Consider the following 22,024-nt stretch of genomic DNA (forward strand, 5'->3'; position numbering starts at 1 on the left):
CCACTCCCCTTTTTATTATAAATTGAAAATTTAATTAGTGGGGATTTTTTCCTGTACAAATCCGATTTTTGCGATATAAAAAAGACTGCCGTATTTCGGCAGTCTTAATCGATAAATTCAAATTCATATTCAAGAATTTTTACAATATCTCCGTCTTTCGCGCCACGTGCACGAAGCGCTTCATCAATACCCATTCCGCGCATTTGACGAGCGAAACGACGTACAGATTCATCACGTGAGAAGTCTGTCATCTTGAATGTTTTCTCGATATCGTAACCAGAGATAACAAACGTGCCATCACTTTCACGTGTAATTTCAAATTTAACACCTTCAGTATCAAATTTGTACATTACACTTGTATCAGACTCATCCGCAACTTCATGTATTGGGAATTCTGGTGTTGTTTCTATTAAGTTCGCTACTTCAAACAGTAAGTCACGAACACCTTGTCTTGTTACAGCTGAGATTGGGAAGATTTTTACTTCGTCTCCCACTTTCTCTTTAAATGCTTGTAAGTTTTCTTCTGCATCTGGCATATCCATTTTGTTTGCAACAACAACTTGTGGACGCTCAGTTAAGCGAAGATTGTATTCTTTTAATTCATTATTAATCGTTACGTAATCTTCATATGGATCACGGCCTTCTAAACCAGACATATCAATAACATGCACGATTACACGTGTACGCTCAATATGACGTAAGAATTGGTGTCCAAGTCCGACGCCAGCATGTGCGCCTTCAATTAGTCCTGGAAGGTCAGCCATAACGAAGCTGCGGTTATCACCAGTTTCAACAACACCAAGATTTGGAACGATTGTTGTGAAGTGATACTCTGCAATTTTCGGACGCGCTGATGATACAACAGATAATAATGTAGATTTACCTACACTTGGGAATCCAACGAGTCCAACGTCTGCTAGTACTTTAAGTTCTAGAATAACATCACGCTCTTGACCTGGTTCCCCGTTCTCAGCGATTTCTGGCGCTGGGTTCGTAGCTGTTGCGAAACGTGAGTTACCACGGCCACCGCGGCCACCTTTTGCAATTACAGCAGTTTGTCCATGCGTTACTAAATCGGCAAGAATTTGACCAGTTTTTTCATCTTTTACTACTGTTCCTGGCGGAACCTTTACAAGTAAATCTTCAGATTTACGTCCGTGCTGACCTTTACTCATTCCGTGCTGACCGCGATCAGCTTTGAAATGACGTTGGTAGCGGAAGTCCATTAATGTACGTAAGCCTTCCTCAACTACGAAAACAACATCTGCACCTTTACCGCCGTCGCCACCTGCTGGGCCACCTTTTGGTACATACTTCTCACGACGATACGCAACCATACCGTTACCACCGTCGCCGCCTTTTACATATATCTTGACCTGATCTACAAACATTATTTCACCACACTTTTTTCAATTGGTTGTAATATAACTGAGACTTCTTCGTCTCGCACTGTATAAGAAATGGAATACCATTTATTGTTTTGGGTCGCAAGCCAATTCTGTAGTTCTTCTACACTCGTTAGCTTACCACGAAAATCAAAAAAGAAACGAGCATTATCCGCGTCACATTCAATTGTGATACAAACATAATTTTCAACATATACGTCTAAACTATGCTGAAGCATCGAGAAAAATTGGTTCGTCCATGTACATACAGTCTCATCTAAGTGAGATAAGTTATGTAATTTCCCTAATACTTCGTACTCCAATAAGCACGGCTGCTGTTTCCAATTATATGTTAAAATCCACTCTGAAAATAAAGGCATTGATAGCCCCATCAGATTGGATTCTTGTCTCGCTTCTTGGACAAAACGATCGATGAGACTATGAATTTCTTCCACTTTTCCAAGGGAAAGGTTTCCTTTCACCATCTGCATACGATTGAGCCAATCATGTCTTGAATGGCGCAATGCATCTATAATTGTCCATTTTTCATTCATTTAGATACCCCTTAATATAGAAAAACTCTAACCTGCACTCAGGTTAGAGTTTTCCGTGAGTTCTTATGCTTCTTGAGCAACAGGATATACGCTCACTTGTTTGCGGTCACGGCCAAGACGCTCAAAGCGTACTACGCCGTCAACTTTCGCGTATAAAGTGTCATCGCCACCACGACCAACGTTAACACCTGGATAAATTTTTGTACCGCGTTGACGGTAAAGAATTGAACCACCTGTAACCGTTTGACCATCTGCGCGTTTAGCACCAAGACGTTTTGACTGAGAGTCACGACCGTTCTTTGTACTACCTACACCTTTCTTAGATGCGAAAAACTGAAGATCTAATCTTAACATACGTTACACCTCCTGCACTTTTTCTATTAAACGGATATACTTTCCGTAATCAAGTTCGATCGTCTTAAGCGAAACAACTAATCCTTCTAAAAGCGTTTGTGCTTTTTCTGCTGCATGAACGTCTAAATCATTAGGCAATTCATACGTTAAGAATCCGCCATCACTTCCGAGTTCAATAGTTGCTTGCACATTACAAAGTTGTTCCACTGCATTTATAGAACCAAACACAACCGCTGTAGTTCCAGCACAGACAAGGTCTTGTCCATGTGGCGCATAATCGGCATGTCCAGTCATTTTAAATGATTGGATACTTCCTAATTTCGTGCGACTTATCGTAATTTTAATCATGTTAACCAGAATTAAGCGTTGATAGCTTCAACAACTAGCTTAGTGTAAGGTTGACGATGACCTTGTTTCTTACGATTGTTCTTTTTCGCTTTGTATTTGAAAACGATAATTTTCTTAGCGCGACCTTGTTTTTCAACTTTCGCAGTAACTGTTGCACCTTCTACAACTGGGCTACCAACTTTAACGTTTTCGCCACCAACGAAAAGAACTTTGTCAAAAGTAACAGTTTCACCAGCTTCAACATCTAATTTTTCAATGTAGATTGCTTGACCAGCTTCAACTTTAATTTGTTTTCCACCTGTTTCGATAATTGCGTACATACTTGCACCTCCTCTTAATTACTAAGACTCGCCAAAAACGAGGTAGACATAAATGCCTTTAGGGAACCTGTCTTGTGCGGTTGTAGCATATAGCCGTTTAGGTGCTATAAACTATAACATAAAGATGTTATCATGAATCATAGACAGTTGTCAATAAATGTTCTGCTAACTATTTTTTCCGTTCTACAATTTCTTTTTTACTTCCAAAACGAACGATAGCATACTTTTCGATATTATCATCTTTGAAATAAATTTCAAATGGAATATTTTTTTGTAATTCTTTTTGCAAAAACTGTTTTTGCAGTTCTTTAGGCGCAGCGATTAATACTGCTTCATCTTCTATATTGCCATATGTGATTAGTTCTCTCTCTAACTCATATGCAATTGTTTCATACGACATCACATAACCCGTCGCTTTGCAAGGTACACACTCTTTTAATAATACGTCCCGTAAAGAATGCTTTTTACGTTTACGTGTCATTTCCAAAATCCCTAGCTCCGTAAAGCCGAGCACCCTTGTATATGTGCGGTCATCTTGCATAGCAGCTATGAGACATTCTCTTACCTTTTCTTTATCTTCTCTTTTTTTCATATTAATAAAATCAATTAATATCATACCACCAATATCACGAAGTCTTAATTGGCGTGCAATTTCTTCAGCTGCCATCTCATTTGTGCGAAGTACTGTATCTTGTAAATTTTGTTTTCCCGTAAACTTGCCCGTATTCACATCAATTACAGTCATCGTCTCCATTTGTTCTACAATTAAATAAGCACCATTTGGAAGCCAAACAATTTTTTGGAGTGCTTTCTCAATTTCACGCTCTATTCCAAAATGGTTAAACATCGAAGACTTTTCATTATAAAAAGATACTTTCTCTTTACCGACCTTTTCTTCTAATTCTTTTACTATACTCCTTGTATCTACAACTACTTTTTCAATCGTCTCAATCGGATTTTCTTGAAATACACGATCTAAAAAAGTTGCCGGTCGATGAAGTAGTAACGGTGCCTTTCCTTGGCTCTCTTTTCTTTTTAACTCTTCATATAACTGCTGTAACCTTTGCATTTCAGCTTGTATTTCTTCAATTTCTCCTTTTTCAGAAGCAGAGCGGAAAATGTATCCCCCCGTTCCCTCTCTTTCAATTTGGAGTAACTGTTGTCTTCTTTTATTATTTTTTATTTTTCGAGAAACAGCGCGCATCTCATCAAACGGCATATAAACGACATATTTCCCGGTAAATTCTATATTCGCTGTCAATTTAGGCCCTTTCGTATCAATTGCCTCTTTCACAACTTGTACGAGTATCGCTTGCCCTTCATGTATACGATAAGAAGATGGTACATCATCGTACGAAAGGTAAGCATGCTTTTCTAAACCGATGTTTACAAAAGCTGCATTCATTCCAGCAATTGTTCTTACGACACGCCCAACATAAATATGCCCAACAATCTCTTGCTCTTCATTACGTTTCCATAAAAATTCAACAATCTTTTTCTTCTCTTCAATTGCAACGCGCTTTTCCGAACCAGCGTAATTTACATATAACGTTTTCAAAATTATTTCCTCACTTTATAATCTTCTTTGCTTTTACAATAATAAAAGGTTAGTGCTATCGTCAACACTAACCGATTAATTCTTCAACTGATGAAGTTGTTCGTTTTTCAGTAAAATATGCATAGAGCAATTCATTTTCATCCAATGTGTAATGCTCTTTATATTTTCCACGGACGATAATAGAATGCTTATATCCTCTACGAAATTTTGTGAATATCGTATATAAACGATCTTCCGTTTGCACTTCAATAGGTGCAATCTTTTCGATTCCTCTTTTGTTTCCATAATAACGTTCTAATAAAAAACGCATAAATGCATACCGTCTTTGTTTCCACTCTCGATATAATGATACTGCTAAAAATACGAGTAGTACCCACATCATAATATTGTTACTATTCCAGAGTAACTGCCATCCTAATATTACACCAAAAAAAACACATGACAATTTCATCATCTTTTCATGTGCTTGTAAATAAGGGAAACGATATGATAATACATTAAACAATACTTTCCCGCCATCTAACGGCCAAATAGGGAGTAAATTAAATGCTAAAATAATTATATTATTCCACATAAAGAAATAATATAAATCTGCATTCAGCCAACCGGCTTCGAACAACATATAACCTACCAGCATCATCCAAACATGTTGAATCGGTCCTGCAATTACGACAACAAGTTCCTCTTTCAATGACTTATTACCATGTTCCTCAAGCTCGGCAACGCCACCAAACGGCAAAAGCTGAATTCTTTTTATACGCCAATTATAGTGTGCTGCTGCAAAAGCATGCCCAAGTTCATGAATAAGAACAATACAAAATAACAGTAGTAACTCTTTAAAACGCGCAGTAAAAATACCAATGACAATAATAACCCAAAATAATGGATGCACGGAAATTTTCGTTAAAACGTCCCTATATTTAATCAAATGAGATCACCTGGATCGGATCAATAAATTTTTCATTCTTTTTTATCGCGAAATAAAACTTTCCATTTTTATCATTTGTATCATTACTCACCGTTCCAATTTTTTGTTTCTTTGAAACGTAATCATATAATTTCACTGACATATCATTTAAGTTTGCATACCATGACTCCGTACCATCTGCATGTTGAATTTGAACTGTATTTCCAAGTTCCTCTTTCTTGCCTGCAAAAACAACTAACCCTTCATTCACTGATTCCACTTTTGCATTTGTAGCTGTTTGGACAAATACACCTTGGCCATTTTTTTGAAACCCTTGCATTACCTTTCCAGAAGCAGGAATTGCATAATCTTTTTGCTGAATACTTCCTTCTTTTTTCTCGTTCGGCGAATAGAATACAAGCGGTTTTCCAAATTGCTTTTCGTACCATTTCGCTACAGTAGCAAACTGAAATTCCTCTTTCATCACTTTTTCCGTAACAGCTTTAGCTCCATTAAATGAAGAAGGAGCATTCTTATATAAAATAGCAACCGAAAGAACTAATATTGCTGATAATAAAACTTTGAAGAAAAAGACTTCCTTTCGAAATAAAGGATGCATTTCCTTTTCTCCATCTTCAATAAATACCGCTTCACTATCAAAATTCCCTCCGTTAAAATACTGCTCTTCCTCCATCCTTTCTTGCTCGGCCTTCCTTTTTGCAATCCGCTTTTTAATTTCTTCTACGCGTCTATTCTTCATACTGTCTCCTTTCTTTCGTTAAGCTAATTTCAATAGAAACAGTTGTATACAGTTTGTACATATGTATGAGCTAAGAAAGAAAGATATTCGTGTGAAGAAAAAAGAAAGCACTTCGCATATGTGCGAAGTGCTCTTAACGGATTCCAAAGAAGTTTTTCACCTTTGCAAATACCGATACCTTTTCTTGTTCAAATGCTTGTAATGGTACATTCTCACCTAACAAGCGTCTTGCAATATTACGATAAGCCAACGCTGCTTTTCCGCTTGGTTGCAACGCCACAGGTTCACCTGTATTTGTAGCTCGAATAACTTCATCGTCATCTTCGACAACACCAAGAAGCTCGATTGACAATGTACGTACAATTTCATCAACATCTAACATATCCTGTTCATGAAGCATATGACTACGTACACGGTTAATAACAAGTTTCGGTGGTTCAATATCCTCTTTTTCTAAAAGCCCAATAATACGATCCGCATCGCGCATTGAGGATACTTCTGGAGTCGTAACAACGATTGCTTTATCCGCACCAGCTACCGCATTTTTAAATCCCTGCTCAATCCCCGCAGGACAATCGATTAATATGTAATCATAATCTTGACGTAATACTTGTATTAATTCATCCATTTGTTCAGGTGTTACCGCTGATTTATCACTCGTTTGTGCTGCAGGTAATAAATAAAGATCATCAAAACGTTTGTCTTTAATAAGAGCCTGAGGTAAACGGCAACGCCCTTCAACGACATCAACAAGATCAAATACAATACGATTTTCCAGCCCCATTACTACGTCTAAATTTCGAAGACCGATATCTGTGTCAATTAAGCACACTTTCTTTCCAGATAACGCTAGGGCCGTACCAATGTTCGCAGATGTAGTAGTTTTACCTACTCCGCCTTTTCCAGATGTAATTACTATTGCCTCTCCCACAGCTATACAATTCCCCTTTCTAACTTTGTTAAATTAGGTCTAAGATGAGTGAGAAGTTGCAGGCGATCGACAACAATGTGATTGTTCTCATTAATATACGCACATTCTGCCGCCTCCGCTCCGTCTTCTTTCTCTTCCGGAGCCCGCATTGCCACATCACTAATTCGAAGTTGCATCGGGTTCATAACAGATGCAGCGATTACAGCATCCGAATCCCCATAATACCCAGCATGTGCAATTCCTCTTAATGATCCTACGACAAAAATATTCCCCCCAGCGATAACCGTTCCGCCTGGATTAACATCACCAATTAACAACAAATTTCCTTTTACATGTAAAACTTGTCCAGAGCGAACAATTTTGGAAATAGGGACAATTTCTGTTTCTTCTTTCCAAGCTATTGCTTCTGCTTTAGTGATAACATCACTTTCAATTGAATCCACAACAAGATTCTTTTTATTACGAATTAACGTACGAATCTCTTCTTGTTGGACTTCTGTTAAATAACGATTTCCTACTTTCACATGCACTTCAATTAAAGAGCGCCCATCACCATCGTAGTAATGTGTAGAAAGTTTTTCTTCTAATTCCATCAATAATTCTGAGAATGAACAACAATCATCTAAATGAAGCGTTATCCCATCTTTTGTCCCTTTTATCGTTACATTTTGTTGCTTTTTTTCTTCCACTAAAGTTCACCCCACCGATTCAATTCGACATAAAATTAGAAAATCCTTTTTTCTTTTTCTTCCATCGCTTTTGAAAGACGCACTATATATCGTCTCAGTGGGAAACAAACTATCAATAAGAAAATAGCATTTAACAATAAAGTAGAAAGGAGACGATCTGTGAAAAAGACATACGCTGGCATATGAGTACGTCCTAACAAAGTTAAGAATCCATACACATAATACTCTAGTGCTACAACGCTAGCTAATATGATAGAAACAACAATAAATAAATTCAATTGTAGTACTTTCATCACACTATAAACTAAATAAGCTAAAATCGGATAAGCAAAAATATATATCCCGACAAGCTCTGTGTATACGGTATCAAATAAGAAGCCAAATAATAGTCCGTAATAAATCCCTTGAACCGGACTATAATACACTGTAATAAAACATAAGACGATTATAAAGAAATGCGGTGCTACTATGCTGTCTTTCCAAAACACATCCGTTGGAACAAAAGTAGCAAACATATTTTCAAATAGAAACACAAAAAGGAGCAAAAGAGGAAGAGCTGCTCTTTTTAATATCTTCATCATCTCTTCTTCTCCTCCTATTCTAATGGCGCTGAAGGTGTTGCACGTTTAGCAACCGTAATATGCTCTACGTCATTTAAATCAGCGGAAGGTTTTACATAAGCTGTTTTTGTTAAGCCATATGCATCCGGCTGAACTTCAACGATTTTTCCAATTACAAGACCTTTCGGGAAAATATCACCCAGTCCAGATGTTACAACTAGTTGATCTTTCTCTACCGGTGCATCAGAGCCAATCTTTGTGAAAAGAAGTAATTGCTTTTCTTTGTCATAACCTTCAATCAATCCAAAGATTTTCTCTTGCCCTTGTACAATAGCAGAAACGCGATTTGTTCGGCTCATAGAACTTAGTAATTCTACTGATGATGTAAACTGAGATACACTTTTCACTCTTCCAACTAACCCTTGTGAAGTTACTACCGCCATATCTTTCTTAATTCCTTGCTGTGCCCCTTTATCAATTCCAATTAAATCGTACCATTTATCTGGATTACGAGAAACAACAGTAGCTGGAATTTCAGTATACCCACTATTTAACTCTTTTTTACCAGTTAGCTCTTGTAGCTTCTTGTTATCATCTTCTAATTGTTTTACTTTCCCTGATAGACCTGCATAATTATCTAATTTTGCTTTTAATTCTTTATTCTCTTCATACGTGCGCTTTACATCCTCTACATTTTCGAAGAATCCAGCTACGTATTTCGCTGGCTTTTGGAATACACGTTCTACAACACCGACAGTATCTTTAACAAACTGCTCTGGCCATGTTAAACTGTTCCGTTCTTTCAATGAGATTCCAATCAATGCCACGAGAAGAATAATACTAACCAACAAAACAATTAATCTTTTGTTTAAGAAAAACTGTGGCACGTTCACACCCTCTTAATTTCACTGATTTTTATTTTGCAATATTATCGAGCAGCAGTTTTGAAAAGATCGATATTGTCTAATGCTTTACCTGTTCCAATTGCTACGCAATCTAATGGATCTTCTGCAACAAGAACTGGCATTTTCGTTTCTTCACTAATTACTTTATCTAAATTACGTAGTAATGCCCCGCCACCTGTTAATACGATACCGCGGTCCATAATATCAGCCGCTAATTCAGGTGGAGTTTTTTCTAACGTATTTTTAACTGATTCTACAATCGCATCTACTGTATCTTTTAATGCATCTGCAATTTCTTCTGGCTGAATTAGTACTGTTTTTGGTAAACCACTTACTAAATCACGACCGCGAATTTCCATAGGCTCGATACCTTCTGGCTCGCCTGCAGAACCAATTTCTAATTTTAATGCTTCAGCTGTTCTTTCACCGATCATTAAGTTATAGCTTTTCTTAATGTACTGAATGATTGAATCGTCCATATCATCACCAGCAACACGGACTGACTGGCTTGTTACAATACCACCTAGAGAAATAATTGCAACTTCTGTTGTACCACCACCGATATCAACAACCATACTACCAGTTGGTTCCCAAACAGGTAAGTTTGCACCAATTGCTGCTGCAAATGGCTCTTCGATAGGATAAGCATCACGAGCACCCGCTTGACGAGTCGCATCGATTACTGCACGTCTTTCTACAGCTGTAATACCAGATGGTACACATACCATTACATACGGCTTACGTGAGAAGAAACCGTTTGATTTTTGAGCTTGTTGAATGTAATATTTCATCATTGTTGCAGTTGTTTCATAATCAGCAATTACACCGTCTTTCATCGGGCGAAGTGCCACAACGTTCCCTGGTGTACGACCAATCATTTGTTTTGCATCGCTACCTACAGCAACGATTTGTTTCGTATCAGTTTGTAACGCAACTACTGAAGGTTCACGTAAAACTACACCTTTTCCTTTTACATATACAAGCGTGTTCGCAGTTCCTAAGTCTATTCCAAGATCGCGAGTAAATCCACCAAATCCAAACATATTATTTATCTTCCTTTCTTGTTTTCACGGACTCATTTTTTCTTACTTTATATTATAAAAACAGTACGTTTTTTATATCTTTATCCTTTTTGTAGATAAATTTCTACAAAAAACTCATAAATCACATTATAAAACAAAATAAGTAAAAAGCATAGTCTTAAATATGACCTTTTTCCTTTAAACTCACGAATTTATGGTCACCTATTATAATATGATCAAGCACTTCAATTCCGATAATCTGGCCGCATTCTACTAAGCGTTTTGTTACTGCAATATCTTCACGGCTCGGCGTGGGATCTCCTGAGGGATGGTTATGAAGACATATGATAGAGGCTGCTGCACGACGGAAGGCTTCTTTAAAAACTTCCCTCGGGTGTACAATTGACGTGTTTAAACTTCCAATAAAGATCGTTTGCCTATGTATAACTTGATTTTTTGTATTTAAATATAAACAAACAAAATGCTCTTGTTGTAAAAAACGCATTTCTTCCATCATGTATTTCGCACAATCTTCTGGACTTCGAATACTATATCTATTTTGATATTCTAAACGTACCATTCTTCTGCCTAGTTCAAAGGCTGCCATAAGTTGCGATGCCTTTGAAATCCCAATACCATGTATACTAATTAGCTCTTCTAATGTTGCATCTTTCAACATACGTAAGCCATCAAATTGATGTAAAATTTTATCTGATAACTTTAAAACTGTTTCTTCTTTAGAACCTGTTCTGAGTAACACTGCGAGAAGCTCTCGATTTGATAAACTTCCAGCACCTTCTAACAATAAACGCTCCCGTGGCTGTTCTTCTCTTACAACATCACGAATACCGTTCATCTCTCCACCCCTTTATTTGTTCTCTCAAAGAAAACCCCATGCAATTTTACGCATGGGTTACATCAATATCAAATTGTTTTAATTCCCGAACGAGACGTGCAATTGGTAAGCCAACTACACTATAGTAGTCCCCTTGAATATTTTGAACGAAAATAGATCCTTTACCTTGAATCCCATAACTACCGGCTTTATCAAGAGGTTCTTTCGACGCGACGTATGTATCAATTTCCTCTTCTGTTAACTCCCAAAATGTAACTTCTGTACGCTCATAAAAAGTAACCGTTTTTTCTTTTGCTATAATTGCAACACCTGTATACACTTCATGTGTTTTCCCTGATAGTAATTGCAACATCTCTTTCGCCTCATCCTCATTAGAAGGCTTACCAAGAATACGCGACTCATATGTAACAATTGTATCTGCACCTAACACAATGTGATCACTATTATTTTCTGCCACCGCTGATGCTTTTTGCAAGGCAAGCGACATTACAATATCAGAAGGCGATGAATATGCACCAATTGTTTCCTCTACTTCACTTACAACGATTTCAAATGGCACACTAGCTAACTCAAGCAATTCCTTCCTCCGAGGTGACCCTGAAGCTAAAATTATTTTTCTCATATTTTCTCCTTCCTTTCTCACATGAAGCAGAACAATTTATATTAATCGTATCAAAGGAATAGTTTGTCCACAAATGAAAGAAATATTAATTTCTCTAATTAAAATAACACTTCTTTATTGCATACGATTATATTCCTGTCATAGAGAAAGCACTTTGCTCTAAATTCAAAAGAAAAGAAAGAAGTACATGTACTTCTTTCTTACTCATTTTATTATCCTATCATTTCACTTTCTACGAAACAATTTTTTCATACGAGAGTAAACCATCAATAATAACTTGATTTAATTTCGCCAAAGATTCCTTATCCATCTTCCCATCTTTTACTGTTTGTACAGCTACCGACGTATACATATACAGTTTCTTTGCTTCTTCTTGTTTCATACTTTTCCCTTCTTTTTCAACCTTTTCCCATTCTTTTTCAATTACTTCTATATCTTTTGCGCTGCTTTTTCCACCAACTTGTACGCTAGAAGCATATTTTGCTAAATGATTGTATAATGGCTGCACTTTTGTTAAAAATGTTCCTACTTCTTTATCATCTTTCAGCAATGCTTTATCTGTTATATCCCAGTTCTTTTTTAAAACGGAGACACCATCATTTTTATACTTAGTCATTAATTGATTTATAGACTGTTCATCGCTAGCAATACCAAAAACTATTGCATACTTATCACCGCTCGGTCTCAAAGCACCAATACCCCCATTGCCTTTCCATTCTTCAAGAGCTGCCTGTCCCTTTTCTTCAGAAGAATAAAGCCCCCCTTGAACAAAAAATAATTTCATCGGATCCAATGACGTTCCTGCCTGCGCCTTTTGTTTTTCTTCTTTCGGTGCTGGTGTTTGTTCTGCCGTTCCACCCACCTTTGATTCTCCATTTCCAGTCGGCCTTGAAGCAGTTACTTCACTTCCTCCTGTCGTTCCTTGTCCAGTAAGTAAATGAAGCATCCCCATTCCAAACGCCGTACCGATAATAATTGCGGTTGCAACGATTACAATTAATGTATTACTCCACTTCTTTCTGTATTTTTCCACAGACATTGATTTCGCTTTTTGAAACGGAACAACATTTTTCGGTCGTTCACTTTCTACTACCATCCATTCAAATTCATCTTTCTTCTTTTCCTCATACTTCGCTTCTGTTCCATTCACTTTCACTGAGATCGTTCGTGATTGCTTGTCCATACACTCACACCTCACCTCTTATCGTTGTCCGCATCATATCATATTCATTTCACAAAAAAACGAGATATTTGTCAGAGGAATTCGCCAAATAACCCTATATATTTATCTTATATGTATGCATTTGACTTCATTTGTAGAACAAAAAACTAGATAGCAAAGACTATCTAGTTTTTCTCGCAAATATATTTTCGTACTTCAGAAATGAAATAAAGAGAGCCTGTTATGATAAAAACATCATTTTCTGCTATCATTTCAACTTTTGTATCAATTGCCTCTTTCCAATTTTCAAAAACTAATTTTGATTCTTTCTGTGAATATGATGCAAGCTTATCAGCAGAAATAGCACGATCAAAGGCGAATGTTGTAAAAATAATTTCATCTGCAATGGTTTCTAATTGGCCTACCATGTTATGTAATTGTTTATCACCAAGGGCAGTAAATAACACTATTACATTTTTATCTTTGTAATGCGCTTCTACTGTTTTCACAAGGCTTTCGATACCTTCTGGATTATGAGCACCATCTATAATAATATCCGGGTTACTTTGTAGCTTTTCAAAGCGCCCAATCCAATATGCTAACTGTAATCCCGTTCTTATTTCCTCTTCCTCAATTAAAAATGATACATATGTTTTTACATACATTACTGCCATAAGTGCTAGCGCTGCATTTCCTACTTGATGAATGCCTTTCATTGAGATTTGCAAATCTTCAAATGTGGAAAAAGGACAAGTAAAATCAAACTGTTCTCCATCTTCGTTAGACTGTTTATGTAGCGCTGTAAAATGCTTGCCAAGTTCGTATAAGTTTGCATGGTTTTCCTTTGCAACATTTTGAATGACTTGCAAAGCTTCTTCATCTTGTACACCAGTAATTACAGGCACGCCAGACTTAATAATCCCCGCCTTTTCATATGCAATTTCTCCTAGTGTATTTCCTAAAATATGCATATGATCGTGACCGATATTCGTAATAATCGTGAGAACAGGGTGTATAACATTGGTAGAATCAAAACGTCCACCAAGCCCTGTTTCAAATAATACAACATCACAGAAATTGACTTTACCGAAATAGCAAATCGCCATAACAGTAATAATTTCAAACTCCGTTGCTTCCCCTAAATCTGTCTCGTCTAGTTTTTCAACGACTGGTTTTACCATTTTTACAAGTTCAATAATCTCTTCATCTGCAATTGGTGTTCCATTCACACTAATGCGCTCATTAAATGTTTCTATATAAGGAGAGGTAAACGTTCCTACCTTATATTTCGCGCCTTCTAACATGTAACGCATATATGTTAACGTTGAACCTTTTCCATTTGTACCAGCAAGATGAACACATTTTATATGACGCTCTGGATTTCCAAGTTCTTCTAGCATCCATCTCATTCTTTCTAATCCTGGCTTCATTCCAAATTTCAATCGGCTATGAATCCACCCTATCGCTTCTTCGTATGTATGTATCACGTATGCTTTTCCCCTTTCAAAAGACAACTTTCATAGTTCTATTATACGCAAAGAAAAGAGACTCACCAATATAGTGAGTCTCTAAAAACATTTTTACTTTTCAAGATCTGCTAGACGTTGACGAACTGCTTCGCGTTTTTCTAGGTAATCTTGCTCTTTCGCACGCTCTCCTTCAATAACCGCTGCAGGAGCTTTCGCTACGAAACCTTGGTTAGAAAGTTTCTTCTGTACACGTTCTACTTCTTTATCGAACTTCTCAAGTTCTTTCTCAAGACGAGCTCTCTCTTCATCAAGATTGATAAGATCAGCTAACGGTAAGAATAACTCTGCACCTGTTACGATTGCAGTCATCGCTTTTTCTGGCGCTTGTAAGTCCGTTTGGATTGTTAATTCGCTTGGGTTACAGAAACGCTCAATGTAAGAGCTATTTTTCGTAAGTTGAGCAAGTACAGCCTCATCTTTTGCTTTAATTTGCATTTGAACTTTTTTGCTCATTGGCGTGTTAACTTCCGCACGGATGTTACGAACAGAGCGAATGATATCAACTAGAAGATGCATTTCTGCCGCAGCTTCCGTATCTTGTAAATCTTCGCGAACTGTTGGCCAAGCAGCTACTGTAATAGATTCGCCTTCATGCGGTAAATGTTGCCAAATTTTCTCTGTTACGAATGGCATGAATGGGTGTAATAGACGCATTGTTTGATCTAATACGTAAGCTAAAATAGAACGAGTTGTTTTCTTAGCTGCTTCATCTTCACCGTATAGTGGAAGTTTCGCCATTTCAATATACCAATCACAGAAATCGTCCCAAATGAAGTTGTATAATGAACGACCAGCTTCACCGAACTCATATTTATCCATGTTACGTGTTACGCTTTCGATTGTTTCGTTTAAGCGAGTTAAGATCCACTTATCTGCTACTGATTTTTCACCAGTTAAATCGATTTCTTCATACTTCATATCATCCATGTTCATTAATACGAAACGTGATGCGTTCCAAATTTTATTAATGAAGTTCCAAGTAGATTCTACTTTTTCCATGCTGAAACGTAAATCTTGACCTGGTGCACTTCCTGTTGATAAGAAGAAACGCATTGCATCTGCACCGTACTTTTCGATAACATCCATTGGGTCAATACCGTTACCAAGAGATTTACTCATCTTACGACCTTGCTCGTCACGAACTAAACCGTGAATTAATACATCTTTAAATGGACGCTCTCCTGTAAACTCTAAACCTTGGAAAATCATACGAGATACCCAGAAGAAGATGATATCATAACCCGTTACTAGTGCATCTGTTGAATAGTAACGTTTGAAATCTGCTGAATCTTCATTTGGCCAACCAAGTGTGGAGAATGGCCATAACGCTGAACTGAACCATGTATCAAGTACGTCGTTATCTTGATTCCAGTTTTCAATATCTGCTGGTGCTTCTGTACCTACGTATACTTCACCAGTTTCTTTATGGTACCAAGCTGGAATACGGTGTCCCCACCATAATTGACGAGAAATACACCAGTCATGAATATTTTCCATCCAGCGTAAGTATGTGTTTTCAAAACGCTCTGGTACGAACGTTACTTTTTCTTCTTCTTTTTGTTGAAGCGCTACTGCTTTTTCAGCAAGTGGAGCCATTTTTACGAACCATTGTGTTGATAAATAAGGCTCAACAACTGCACCGCTACGCTCACTATGACCTACTGAATGCATATGTGGCTCGATTTCTACTAATACGCCAGCTTCTTGTAAGTCTTTCACTAATTCTTTACGGCATTCGAAACGATCCATACCGTCATACTTACCAGCTTTTTCATTCATTGTCCCATCTTCGTTCATTACTAAGATGCGTGGTAAGTCATGACGGTTACCTACTTCAAAGTCATTTGGGTCATGAGCTGGTGTAATTTTTACAACGCCTGTTCCAAAGTCTTTTTCTACGTACTCATCAGCAATAATCGGAATCTCACGGCCTACGATTGGAAGTGTAACTGTTTTTCCAATTAAATGTTTGTAACGATCATCTTCTGGATGAACTGCTACTGCTGTATCACCAAGCATCGTTTCTGGACGAGTTGTCGCAAGACGAATGTGACCAGAACCATCTGTTAACGGATAGTTCATATGGTAGAATGCACCTTGAACTTCTTTATGAATTACTTCAATATCAGAAAGAGCTGTGCGTGTTGCTGGATCCCAGTTGATAATATATTCACCGCGGTAAATTAAGCCTTTTTCGTATAATTGCACGAATACTTTATTAACTGCATCTGATAAACCTTTGTCTAATGTGAAGCGTTCACGAGAATAGTCTAGTCCTAAACCAACTTTCCCCCATTGTTGACGAATGTGAGAAGCGTACTCTTCTTTCCACTCCCAAGCTTTTTCAAGGAATTTTTCACGGCCAAGATCGTAACGTGAAATACCTTCTTCACGAAGTTTTCCTTCTACTTTCGCTTGTGTTGCGATACCAGCATGGTCCATTCCTGGAAGCCATAGTACATCGTATCCTTGCATACGCTTCGTACGAGTTAAAATATCTTGAAGAGTTGTATCCCAAGCATGACCTAAGTGTAACTTACCAGTTACGTTCGGAGGTGGAATTACAATTGTATACGGTTGTTTCTTCTCGTCTCCTGTTGCTTCAAAATATTTGCCTTCAAGCCACCATTGATAAAGGCCTTCTTCAACGGACATATGATCATATTTAGTTGGTAAATTCTTTTCCGTGTTTGACATTATTTTCCCTCCTTAAAATAAAAAATGTCCCTCATCCAAAAAGGACGAGGGACATCGCGGTACCACCTTTATTTACAAACAAATTCATAATTTGCTTATACTCTTAATTTGATAACGGACAAATCCGTCTTTTCCTAATGAGAACTATTCCGTTCAGAAAAGATGCTCCAGGGCTACCTTCTAACATAACTATCTAGAGAATCTCCCAGCTAATGATTCTCCTCTCTGAAGACGTTTCTTGTTATACTCTTCCCCTTCAAGGCATTTATATGATTGTTAATTATTATATACAATAGTGTAAAAAACGAAACCTTATTCGTCAAGATAAATTTAAGACTATAGCTTTTGGAATGAAAAAAAGAAGATAAGTAGTACCCTCTACTTATCTTCTTTATCCGTTCCCTTGCTGGGCAGCTTGTAATTGCGAAAGGAAATATTCTATATTACTAACGAGCCAATGCGATTGTTGCAAACTCTTTACTCCGAGAAGTTCATTTTCCTCATTACGACGCTCTCTTCTTTTCTTATAAGACTGGATTTGCCGAATAAATTGCGATGGATACGTCATATACGCAAACATAAGTAGTTGCTCTTCTTTCGTAAAAGGGAAATTTTTTTGATACATTTGAAACCATTCAAACCGATCACTTCTTGCGATTGGATATGTGTTTAAAGACCGTGAATAAAAACCTACTATATCTTGCACAGGCGTTGCAAACTTCGATTTTTCTAAACTAATAAAATAGCCATTCCGCTCATAGTCAAATAAAAAATGATTAAGTGACACATTACCATGCACAAAAGTAATACGCGTTTTCTCTTTTTCTTTCATCGCATCGTTCCACTCATTTAATTGCTTCGTTGCAAATTCACGCGCTCTCATTACATGATGATAGTACGTACAATATTGCAATTCAAACGGGGACATATACCATTTTGATTCAGATTCTACGAGAAACTCTTCTAACATCTCACCATCATTTTCCCAACGATCGGATATAGTTGTATAATGTTTTTCTAAATCTTCTTCCGTATACGTTTCTTCCTTCACAGTTTTTTGATGCAACATTCCAAGTGTCTGAAACATTTTATGGTATTGATCATTGTCCTCACCGTTTCCTTCTGCACGTTCTAACCAAGGCATTAAATAATAATTATACGTCCCGTCACTTAAAATATAACTTCCATCCGTCGCATGATATATAGGTACATAATTTGAAAAACCTTTCTCCTTCAAATATTGAATATGATGCAGAAAGTTATTCCGCTCTAACTTTCTGCCTTCTATTTTCTTGAGTGCATATGGACCTTGATTCGTATAAATTTTCATTACATTTCCGTGCTCTTCCATATGCTGCGTATCCAATCTATATTGCCTCACGATAGGTTCATAGTGATTTCGCAACTCAATATCCATACGAATAACCCTTTCTATTCAAAACATAGCCTCTAAGAAAGGAAGTGAGTGAAAACACTCACTTCCTTATTTCGCCTTTACCCTTGAAACGGGAATATAAATAATTTGCCCCGTATTTAAAAATATATCTTCTGTTTGATTGACACGGTATAAATTTTGTACAGACGTTTCATAACGGTCTGCAATAGATTCAATTGTATCTCCTTCTTGCACGAAATACATTCTTAACTTTGTAAATTCTTCTTCCGGTTCTTTCGTAAATAGTTTTGTTAAATAAAGCGCATTTTCATCTCGCTGTGAGTACTCTTCTTCTTGTTCTTCCTGCTTTTTCGCTTTTTCTTTCTTGAAATCTTTTCGTCCGAACAGTTCAAATTGCGGCGTTGTTTCTTGCTCCTCTTCACGTTCCACAAATTCATGTTCTTCTATTTTCTCTTCTTCTAATTCCTGCTCTTTTCTTTCCTCTAATTGGAACGGTTCAAATGCGTAATCTTCCCACTCATCTGATTCCTTATATGCTGTTTCTTCTACATGCGGCGCCGGTCTATTTTCATCCTCTTGCGCTGAATCTTCTTCTAACTCAGCATACACCGTTTCTTCCTCTTCAACTTCATCCTCGCTTCTCTCTTCATCACACAAACCGGTAATAGATATATCCGCTAATAATTGTAAGCAACCATTTTCCTTTAATTCATAATCAAATTCCTCGATTGATACATATAGCTCTTCAATTACTTTCACTCGATTTCTCGGAATTGATATTTCAAGTGGAAAGGAATGAACAAGTTCATTAACCCCATCTTCTCTTGTTTCTACATAATCAATTGACTTTGCTGGCGATAGTTCTCTTAATGAATACGCGGAATCATCTTTTCGTGCAACATACTCTCCCGTTAAATCTAATTGTCCTCTCACGATTACTTCATGATCAAGCTCTTCTATCTCAACGTCTGGATCTAACGAAATTGACAAAAGTTCTTCGACTTCCTGTCCTTTTTGGAACCACACAGATTCTTTTAATGAAAATCGTAATGAATGATCTGCAGCCACTTCTTTTCCCCCTCCCAAACTATATGTCATTACAGATTTATGTGTGGAAAGCTTACTTTATGAATAAAAAAAATCGCTCCCCTTATGGAGAGCGATTTTCTCTAATACATTACGCTTTTAATTTTGACATTGCAATTTCAGCTGCTGCAATCGTCGCTTCAATATCTGCATCACTATGTGCTGTCGATAAGAATAAACCTTCGAATTGAGATGGTGGTAAGAATACACCTTGTTCTACCATTTCACGATAGTAAGCCGCAAAGAATTCTAAATTTGAAGATTTTGCTGCATCGTAATTAATAACAGGTTCATCTGTAAAGAAAATACCAATCATAGAGCCTGCACGGTTAATATGATGCGGAATGCCATGTTTTTCAGCTGCTTTACGTAATCCATCTTCTAACATTTCAGCTTTACGCTCAAATTCTACATATGATTCTGGCGTTAACTGTATTAACGTTTCATAACCTGCCGCCATTGCAAGTGGGTTACCTGATAAAGTACCAGCTTGGTAAATCGGTCCGCTTGGCGCAACTTGGCGCATAATTTCTGCTTTACCACCGTATGCTCCTACCGGTAAACCACCACCGATTACTTTACCTAAGCATGTTAAATCAGGTGTTACGCCATAATAACCTTGACCACAATTATAAGCTACTCGGAACCCTGTCATTACTTCATCAAAAATAAGCAATGCACCGTTTTGTTCTGTTACTTCACGAAGCCCTTCTAAAAATCCAGGCTGCGGTGGAACAACCCCCATATTTCCTGCTACTGGTTCTACAATTACACAAGCAATATCATCACCGAATTGTTCAAACGCGTATTTTACGCTTTCTAAATCGTTATAAGCTACTGTAATCGTATTTTTCGCTACACCTTCTGGTACACCAGGACTATCTGGTAAACCTAAAGTCGCCACACCAGAACCAGCTTTAATTAATAACGAATCACCATGACCGTGGTAACAACCAATAAATTTCAAGATTTTATTACGACCTGTATAACCACGAGCTAAACGTAGTGCACTCATTGTTGCTTCCGTTCCAGAGTTAACCATACGCACAATCTCAATTGATGGCACACGCTCAATAACAAGTTTTGCTAATTTATTTTCAATTTCTGTTGGTGCACCGAAGCTTGTACCTCTTTCAGCGACAGATTTTAACGCTTCTACAACACGATCATTTGCATGACCATGAATTAAAGGACCCCATGATAATACGTAGTCGATGTATTCATTCCCATCGATATCATATACTTTAGAACCTTTTCCACGCTCCATAAACAACGGATTCATCCCAACAGACTTAAAGGCACGAACCGGGCTATTTACGCCACCAGGCATTAAGTCTTGCGCCTCTTCAAACGCTGCAATTGACTTATCAAACTTTTTCATTATTTAATGCCTCCTTCTTGTAACCATCTTGCTGCATCTTTTGCATGATACGTAATAATTAAATCTGCCCCTGCACGTTTCATACTAATTAATTTTTCAAGAACAACTTCTTTTTCATTAATCCAACCATTTTGCGCTGCCGCTTTAATCATCGAATATTCACCACTTACATTATAAGCGACAACTGGTAAATTAAAGTTATTTTTCACATCACGAACGATATCTAAGTAAGAAAGAGCTGGTTTTACGATTAAGAAATCTGCACCTTCCATTACATCTGATTCTGCTTCACGGAATGCTTCCATACGGTTTGCCGGATCCATTTGATATGTTTTACGGTCACCAAATTGTGGTGCACCATGCGCAGCATCACGGAATGGTCCATAAAATGCTGATGAATATTTCACAGCGTACGACATAACTGGCACGTGTTCAAAACCATTTTCGTCTAATGCTTGGCGAATTGCTGTTACGAAGCCGTCCATCATGTTTGATGGCGCAATAATGTCCGCTCCTGCTTTCGCTTGACTTACAGCTGTTTTCGCAAGAACCGCAAGAGACTCGTCATTTAAAATAATACCATCTTCAATTACACCGCAATGACCATGGCTTGTAAATTGACATAAACATGTGTCTGCAACTACTACTAGCTCAGGGAAATCACCTTTAATTTGCTGAATAGCACGTTGTACAATTCCATGATCACAATATGCTGATGATCCAACTTCATCCTTTTCAGCAGGTAAACCAAATACAATAACAGAACGAATACCTAAATCAACAACTTCTTGCATTTCAGCTTGCAATAAATCTAAAGACATTTGATATACGCCTGGCATAGAAGGAACTTCATTACGAACATTTTCACCTTCTAATACAAAAATAGGGTAAATAAAATCTTCCGTATGTAAAAACGTTTCACGCACAAGCGCACGCATGCCCCCGCTTTGTCTTAAACGACGATGACGATTAAATTGTAAAGAGTTCATAGATTTCTATCCC

General features: G+C 37.4%; 22 protein-coding genes and 2 other annotated features. All 22 genes read right to left on the bottom strand.

Annotation, left to right across the window (positions count from 1 at the left end):
* Positions 1 to 104 precede the first annotated feature (104 nt).
* The gene (gene obgE / locus MR143_RS04970) at positions 105 to 1,391 is read right to left on the bottom strand and encodes a GTPase ObgE (RefSeq protein ID WP_000497128.1); all 1,287 of its coding nucleotides are present in this window, start codon (positions 1,389 to 1,391) and stop codon (positions 105 to 107) included.
* Positions 1,391 to 1,939, bottom strand: coding sequence for a sporulation initiation phosphotransferase B (locus tag MR143_RS04975; protein ID WP_001003584.1), 549 nt, complete (start codon positions 1,937 to 1,939; stop codon positions 1,391 to 1,393). The genes obgE and MR143_RS04975 overlap by 1 nt, the downstream gene beginning before the upstream one ends.
* A gap of 63 nt (positions 1,940 to 2,002) precedes the next feature.
* Positions 2,003 to 2,293: a 50S ribosomal protein L27 gene (gene rpmA, locus MR143_RS04980; protein WP_000944958.1), complete on the bottom strand. Its 291-nt coding sequence runs from the start codon at positions 2,291 to 2,293 to the stop codon at positions 2,003 to 2,005.
* Between the two features lie 3 nt (positions 2,294 to 2,296).
* Complete coding sequence (locus MR143_RS04985) at positions 2,297 to 2,641, bottom strand: ribosomal-processing cysteine protease Prp (protein WP_002164192.1); 345 nt, start codon at positions 2,639 to 2,641, stop codon at positions 2,297 to 2,299.
* Positions 2,642 to 2,652: 11 nt separating this feature from the next.
* Positions 2,653 to 2,961, bottom strand: coding sequence for a 50S ribosomal protein L21 (gene rplU, locus MR143_RS04990; RefSeq protein ID WP_000270907.1), 309 nt, complete (start codon positions 2,959 to 2,961; stop codon positions 2,653 to 2,655).
* Positions 2,962 to 2,975: 14 nt separating this feature from the next.
* Positions 2,976 to 3,053 (bottom strand) — a sequence feature (ribosomal protein L21 leader region).
* A 77-nt stretch (positions 3,054 to 3,130) separates the two neighbouring features.
* Complete coding sequence (locus MR143_RS04995; RefSeq protein ID WP_000855498.1) at positions 3,131 to 4,519, bottom strand: Rne/Rng family ribonuclease; 1,389 nt, start codon at positions 4,517 to 4,519, stop codon at positions 3,131 to 3,133.
* A gap of 67 nt (positions 4,520 to 4,586) precedes the next feature.
* A complete protein-coding gene (spoIVFB, locus tag MR143_RS05000; RefSeq protein ID WP_000599053.1) occupies positions 4,587 to 5,447 on the bottom strand; it encodes a stage IV sporulation intramembrane metalloprotease SpoIVFB in 861 nt (286 codons plus the stop codon).
* Positions 5,440 to 6,186 (bottom strand): stage IV sporulation protein SpoIVFA, encoded by a 747-nt coding sequence (gene spoIVFA, locus MR143_RS05005; RefSeq protein WP_000797471.1) that lies wholly within the window; start codon positions 6,184 to 6,186, stop codon positions 5,440 to 5,442. The genes spoIVFB and spoIVFA overlap by 8 nt, the downstream gene beginning before the upstream one ends.
* A gap of 133 nt (positions 6,187 to 6,319) precedes the next feature.
* Complete coding sequence (minD, locus tag MR143_RS05010) at positions 6,320 to 7,117, bottom strand: septum site-determining protein MinD (RefSeq protein WP_000503309.1); 798 nt, start codon at positions 7,115 to 7,117, stop codon at positions 6,320 to 6,322.
* Between the two features lie 2 nt (positions 7,118 to 7,119).
* Positions 7,120 to 7,806 (bottom strand): septum site-determining protein MinC, encoded by a 687-nt coding sequence (gene minC / locus MR143_RS05015; RefSeq protein WP_000391523.1) that lies wholly within the window; start codon positions 7,804 to 7,806, stop codon positions 7,120 to 7,122.
* 35 nt (positions 7,807 to 7,841) lie between these two features.
* Positions 7,842 to 8,387 (bottom strand): rod shape-determining protein MreD, encoded by a 546-nt coding sequence (gene mreD, locus MR143_RS05020; RefSeq protein WP_000975748.1) that lies wholly within the window; start codon positions 8,385 to 8,387, stop codon positions 7,842 to 7,844.
* Positions 8,388 to 8,401: 14 nt separating this feature from the next.
* On the bottom strand, positions 8,402 to 9,253 hold the full coding sequence (gene mreC / locus MR143_RS05025) for a rod shape-determining protein MreC (RefSeq protein WP_001135489.1): 852 nt from the start codon (positions 9,251 to 9,253) through the stop codon (positions 8,402 to 8,404).
* Between the two features lie 41 nt (positions 9,254 to 9,294).
* Positions 9,295 to 10,314: a cell shape-determining protein MreB gene (gene mreB / locus MR143_RS05030; protein WP_000466736.1), complete on the bottom strand. Its 1,020-nt coding sequence runs from the start codon at positions 10,312 to 10,314 to the stop codon at positions 9,295 to 9,297.
* A 157-nt stretch (positions 10,315 to 10,471) separates the two neighbouring features.
* The gene (radC, locus tag MR143_RS05035) at positions 10,472 to 11,149 is read right to left on the bottom strand and encodes a RadC family protein (RefSeq protein ID WP_001013390.1); all 678 of its coding nucleotides are present in this window, start codon (positions 11,147 to 11,149) and stop codon (positions 10,472 to 10,474) included.
* 46 nt (positions 11,150 to 11,195) lie between these two features.
* On the bottom strand, positions 11,196 to 11,771 hold the full coding sequence (locus MR143_RS05040) for a Maf family protein (protein ID WP_001226291.1): 576 nt from the start codon (positions 11,769 to 11,771) through the stop codon (positions 11,196 to 11,198).
* A gap of 232 nt (positions 11,772 to 12,003) precedes the next feature.
* Complete coding sequence (locus MR143_RS05045; RefSeq protein WP_000361005.1) at positions 12,004 to 12,954, bottom strand: hypothetical protein; 951 nt, start codon at positions 12,952 to 12,954, stop codon at positions 12,004 to 12,006.
* A 164-nt stretch (positions 12,955 to 13,118) separates the two neighbouring features.
* The gene (locus MR143_RS05050) at positions 13,119 to 14,420 is read right to left on the bottom strand and encodes a bifunctional folylpolyglutamate synthase/dihydrofolate synthase (protein ID WP_000582093.1); all 1,302 of its coding nucleotides are present in this window, start codon (positions 14,418 to 14,420) and stop codon (positions 13,119 to 13,121) included.
* Positions 14,421 to 14,513: 93 nt separating this feature from the next.
* Positions 14,514 to 17,159: a valine--tRNA ligase gene (locus MR143_RS05055; RefSeq protein ID WP_000072247.1), complete on the bottom strand. Its 2,646-nt coding sequence runs from the start codon at positions 17,157 to 17,159 to the stop codon at positions 14,514 to 14,516.
* A 37-nt stretch (positions 17,160 to 17,196) separates the two neighbouring features.
* Positions 17,197 to 17,428, bottom strand: a binding site (T-box leader).
* Between the two features lie 122 nt (positions 17,429 to 17,550).
* Positions 17,551 to 18,576 (bottom strand): spore coat protein YsxE, encoded by a 1,026-nt coding sequence (gene ysxE, locus MR143_RS05060; protein WP_000350654.1) that lies wholly within the window; start codon positions 18,574 to 18,576, stop codon positions 17,551 to 17,553.
* Positions 18,577 to 18,642: 66 nt separating this feature from the next.
* Positions 18,643 to 19,653, bottom strand: coding sequence for a stage VI sporulation protein D (gene spoVID, locus MR143_RS05065; protein ID WP_003302846.1), 1,011 nt, complete (start codon positions 19,651 to 19,653; stop codon positions 18,643 to 18,645).
* Positions 19,654 to 19,732: 79 nt separating this feature from the next.
* Positions 19,733 to 21,022, bottom strand: coding sequence for a glutamate-1-semialdehyde 2,1-aminomutase (gene hemL, locus MR143_RS05070; RefSeq protein ID WP_000712940.1), 1,290 nt, complete (start codon positions 21,020 to 21,022; stop codon positions 19,733 to 19,735).
* Entirely contained in the window at positions 21,022 to 22,011 is a 990-nt protein-coding gene (gene hemB / locus MR143_RS05075; protein ID WP_001087066.1) for a porphobilinogen synthase, read from the bottom strand. Before hemB ends, hemL begins: the two co-directional genes overlap by 1 nt.
* Positions 22,012 to 22,024 lie beyond the last annotated feature (13 nt).

The sequence above is a fragment of the Bacillus cereus group sp. BfR-BA-01347 genome, from assembly GCF_022663835.1.
Taxonomy (GTDB): Bacteria; Bacillota; Bacilli; order Bacillales; family Bacillaceae_G; genus Bacillus_A; species Bacillus_A thuringiensis_K.

Excerpts from the sequence above, each read along its gene's own strand:
- spoVID (WP_003302846.1), bottom strand. The coding sequence starts at position 19,653 with ATGACATATAGTTTGGGAGGGGGAAAAGAAGTGGCTGCAGATCATTCA.
- spoIVFA (WP_000797471.1), bottom strand. The coding sequence starts at position 6,186 with ATGAAGAATAGACGCGTAGAAGAAATTAAAAAGCGGATTGCAAAAAGG.
- mreB (WP_000466736.1), bottom strand. The coding sequence starts at position 10,314 with ATGTTTGGATTTGGTGGATTTACTCGCGATCTTGGAATAGACTTAGGA.
- radC (WP_001013390.1), bottom strand. The coding sequence starts at position 11,149 with ATGAACGGTATTCGTGATGTTGTAAGAGAAGAACAGCCACGGGAGCGT.
- MR143_RS05040 (WP_001226291.1), bottom strand. The coding sequence starts at position 11,771 with ATGAGAAAAATAATTTTAGCTTCAGGGTCACCTCGGAGGAAGGAATTG.
- ysxE (WP_000350654.1), bottom strand. The coding sequence starts at position 18,576 with ATGGATATTGAGTTGCGAAATCACTATGAACCTATCGTGAGGCAATAT.
- mreD (WP_000975748.1), bottom strand. The coding sequence starts at position 8,387 with ATGATGAAGATATTAAAAAGAGCAGCTCTTCCTCTTTTGCTCCTTTTT.
- hemL (WP_000712940.1), bottom strand. The coding sequence starts at position 21,022 with ATGAAAAAGTTTGATAAGTCAATTGCAGCGTTTGAAGAGGCGCAAGAC.
- obgE (WP_000497128.1), bottom strand. The coding sequence starts at position 1,391 with ATGTTTGTAGATCAGGTCAAGATATATGTAAAAGGCGGCGACGGTGGT.
- MR143_RS04985 (WP_002164192.1), bottom strand. The coding sequence starts at position 2,641 with ATGATTAAAATTACGATAAGTCGCACGAAATTAGGAAGTATCCAATCA.
- MR143_RS05045 (WP_000361005.1), bottom strand. The coding sequence starts at position 12,954 with ATGGACAAGCAATCACGAACGATCTCAGTGAAAGTGAATGGAACAGAA.
- MR143_RS04975 (WP_001003584.1), bottom strand. The coding sequence starts at position 1,939 with ATGAATGAAAAATGGACAATTATAGATGCATTGCGCCATTCAAGACAT.
- rplU (WP_000270907.1), bottom strand. The coding sequence starts at position 2,961 with ATGTACGCAATTATCGAAACAGGTGGAAAACAAATTAAAGTTGAAGCT.
- rpmA (WP_000944958.1), bottom strand. The coding sequence starts at position 2,293 with ATGTTAAGATTAGATCTTCAGTTTTTCGCATCTAAGAAAGGTGTAGGT.
- MR143_RS05055 (WP_000072247.1), bottom strand. The coding sequence starts at position 17,159 with ATGTCAAACACGGAAAAGAATTTACCAACTAAATATGATCATATGTCC.
- hemB (WP_001087066.1), bottom strand. The coding sequence starts at position 22,011 with ATGAACTCTTTACAATTTAATCGTCATCGTCGTTTAAGACAAAGCGGG.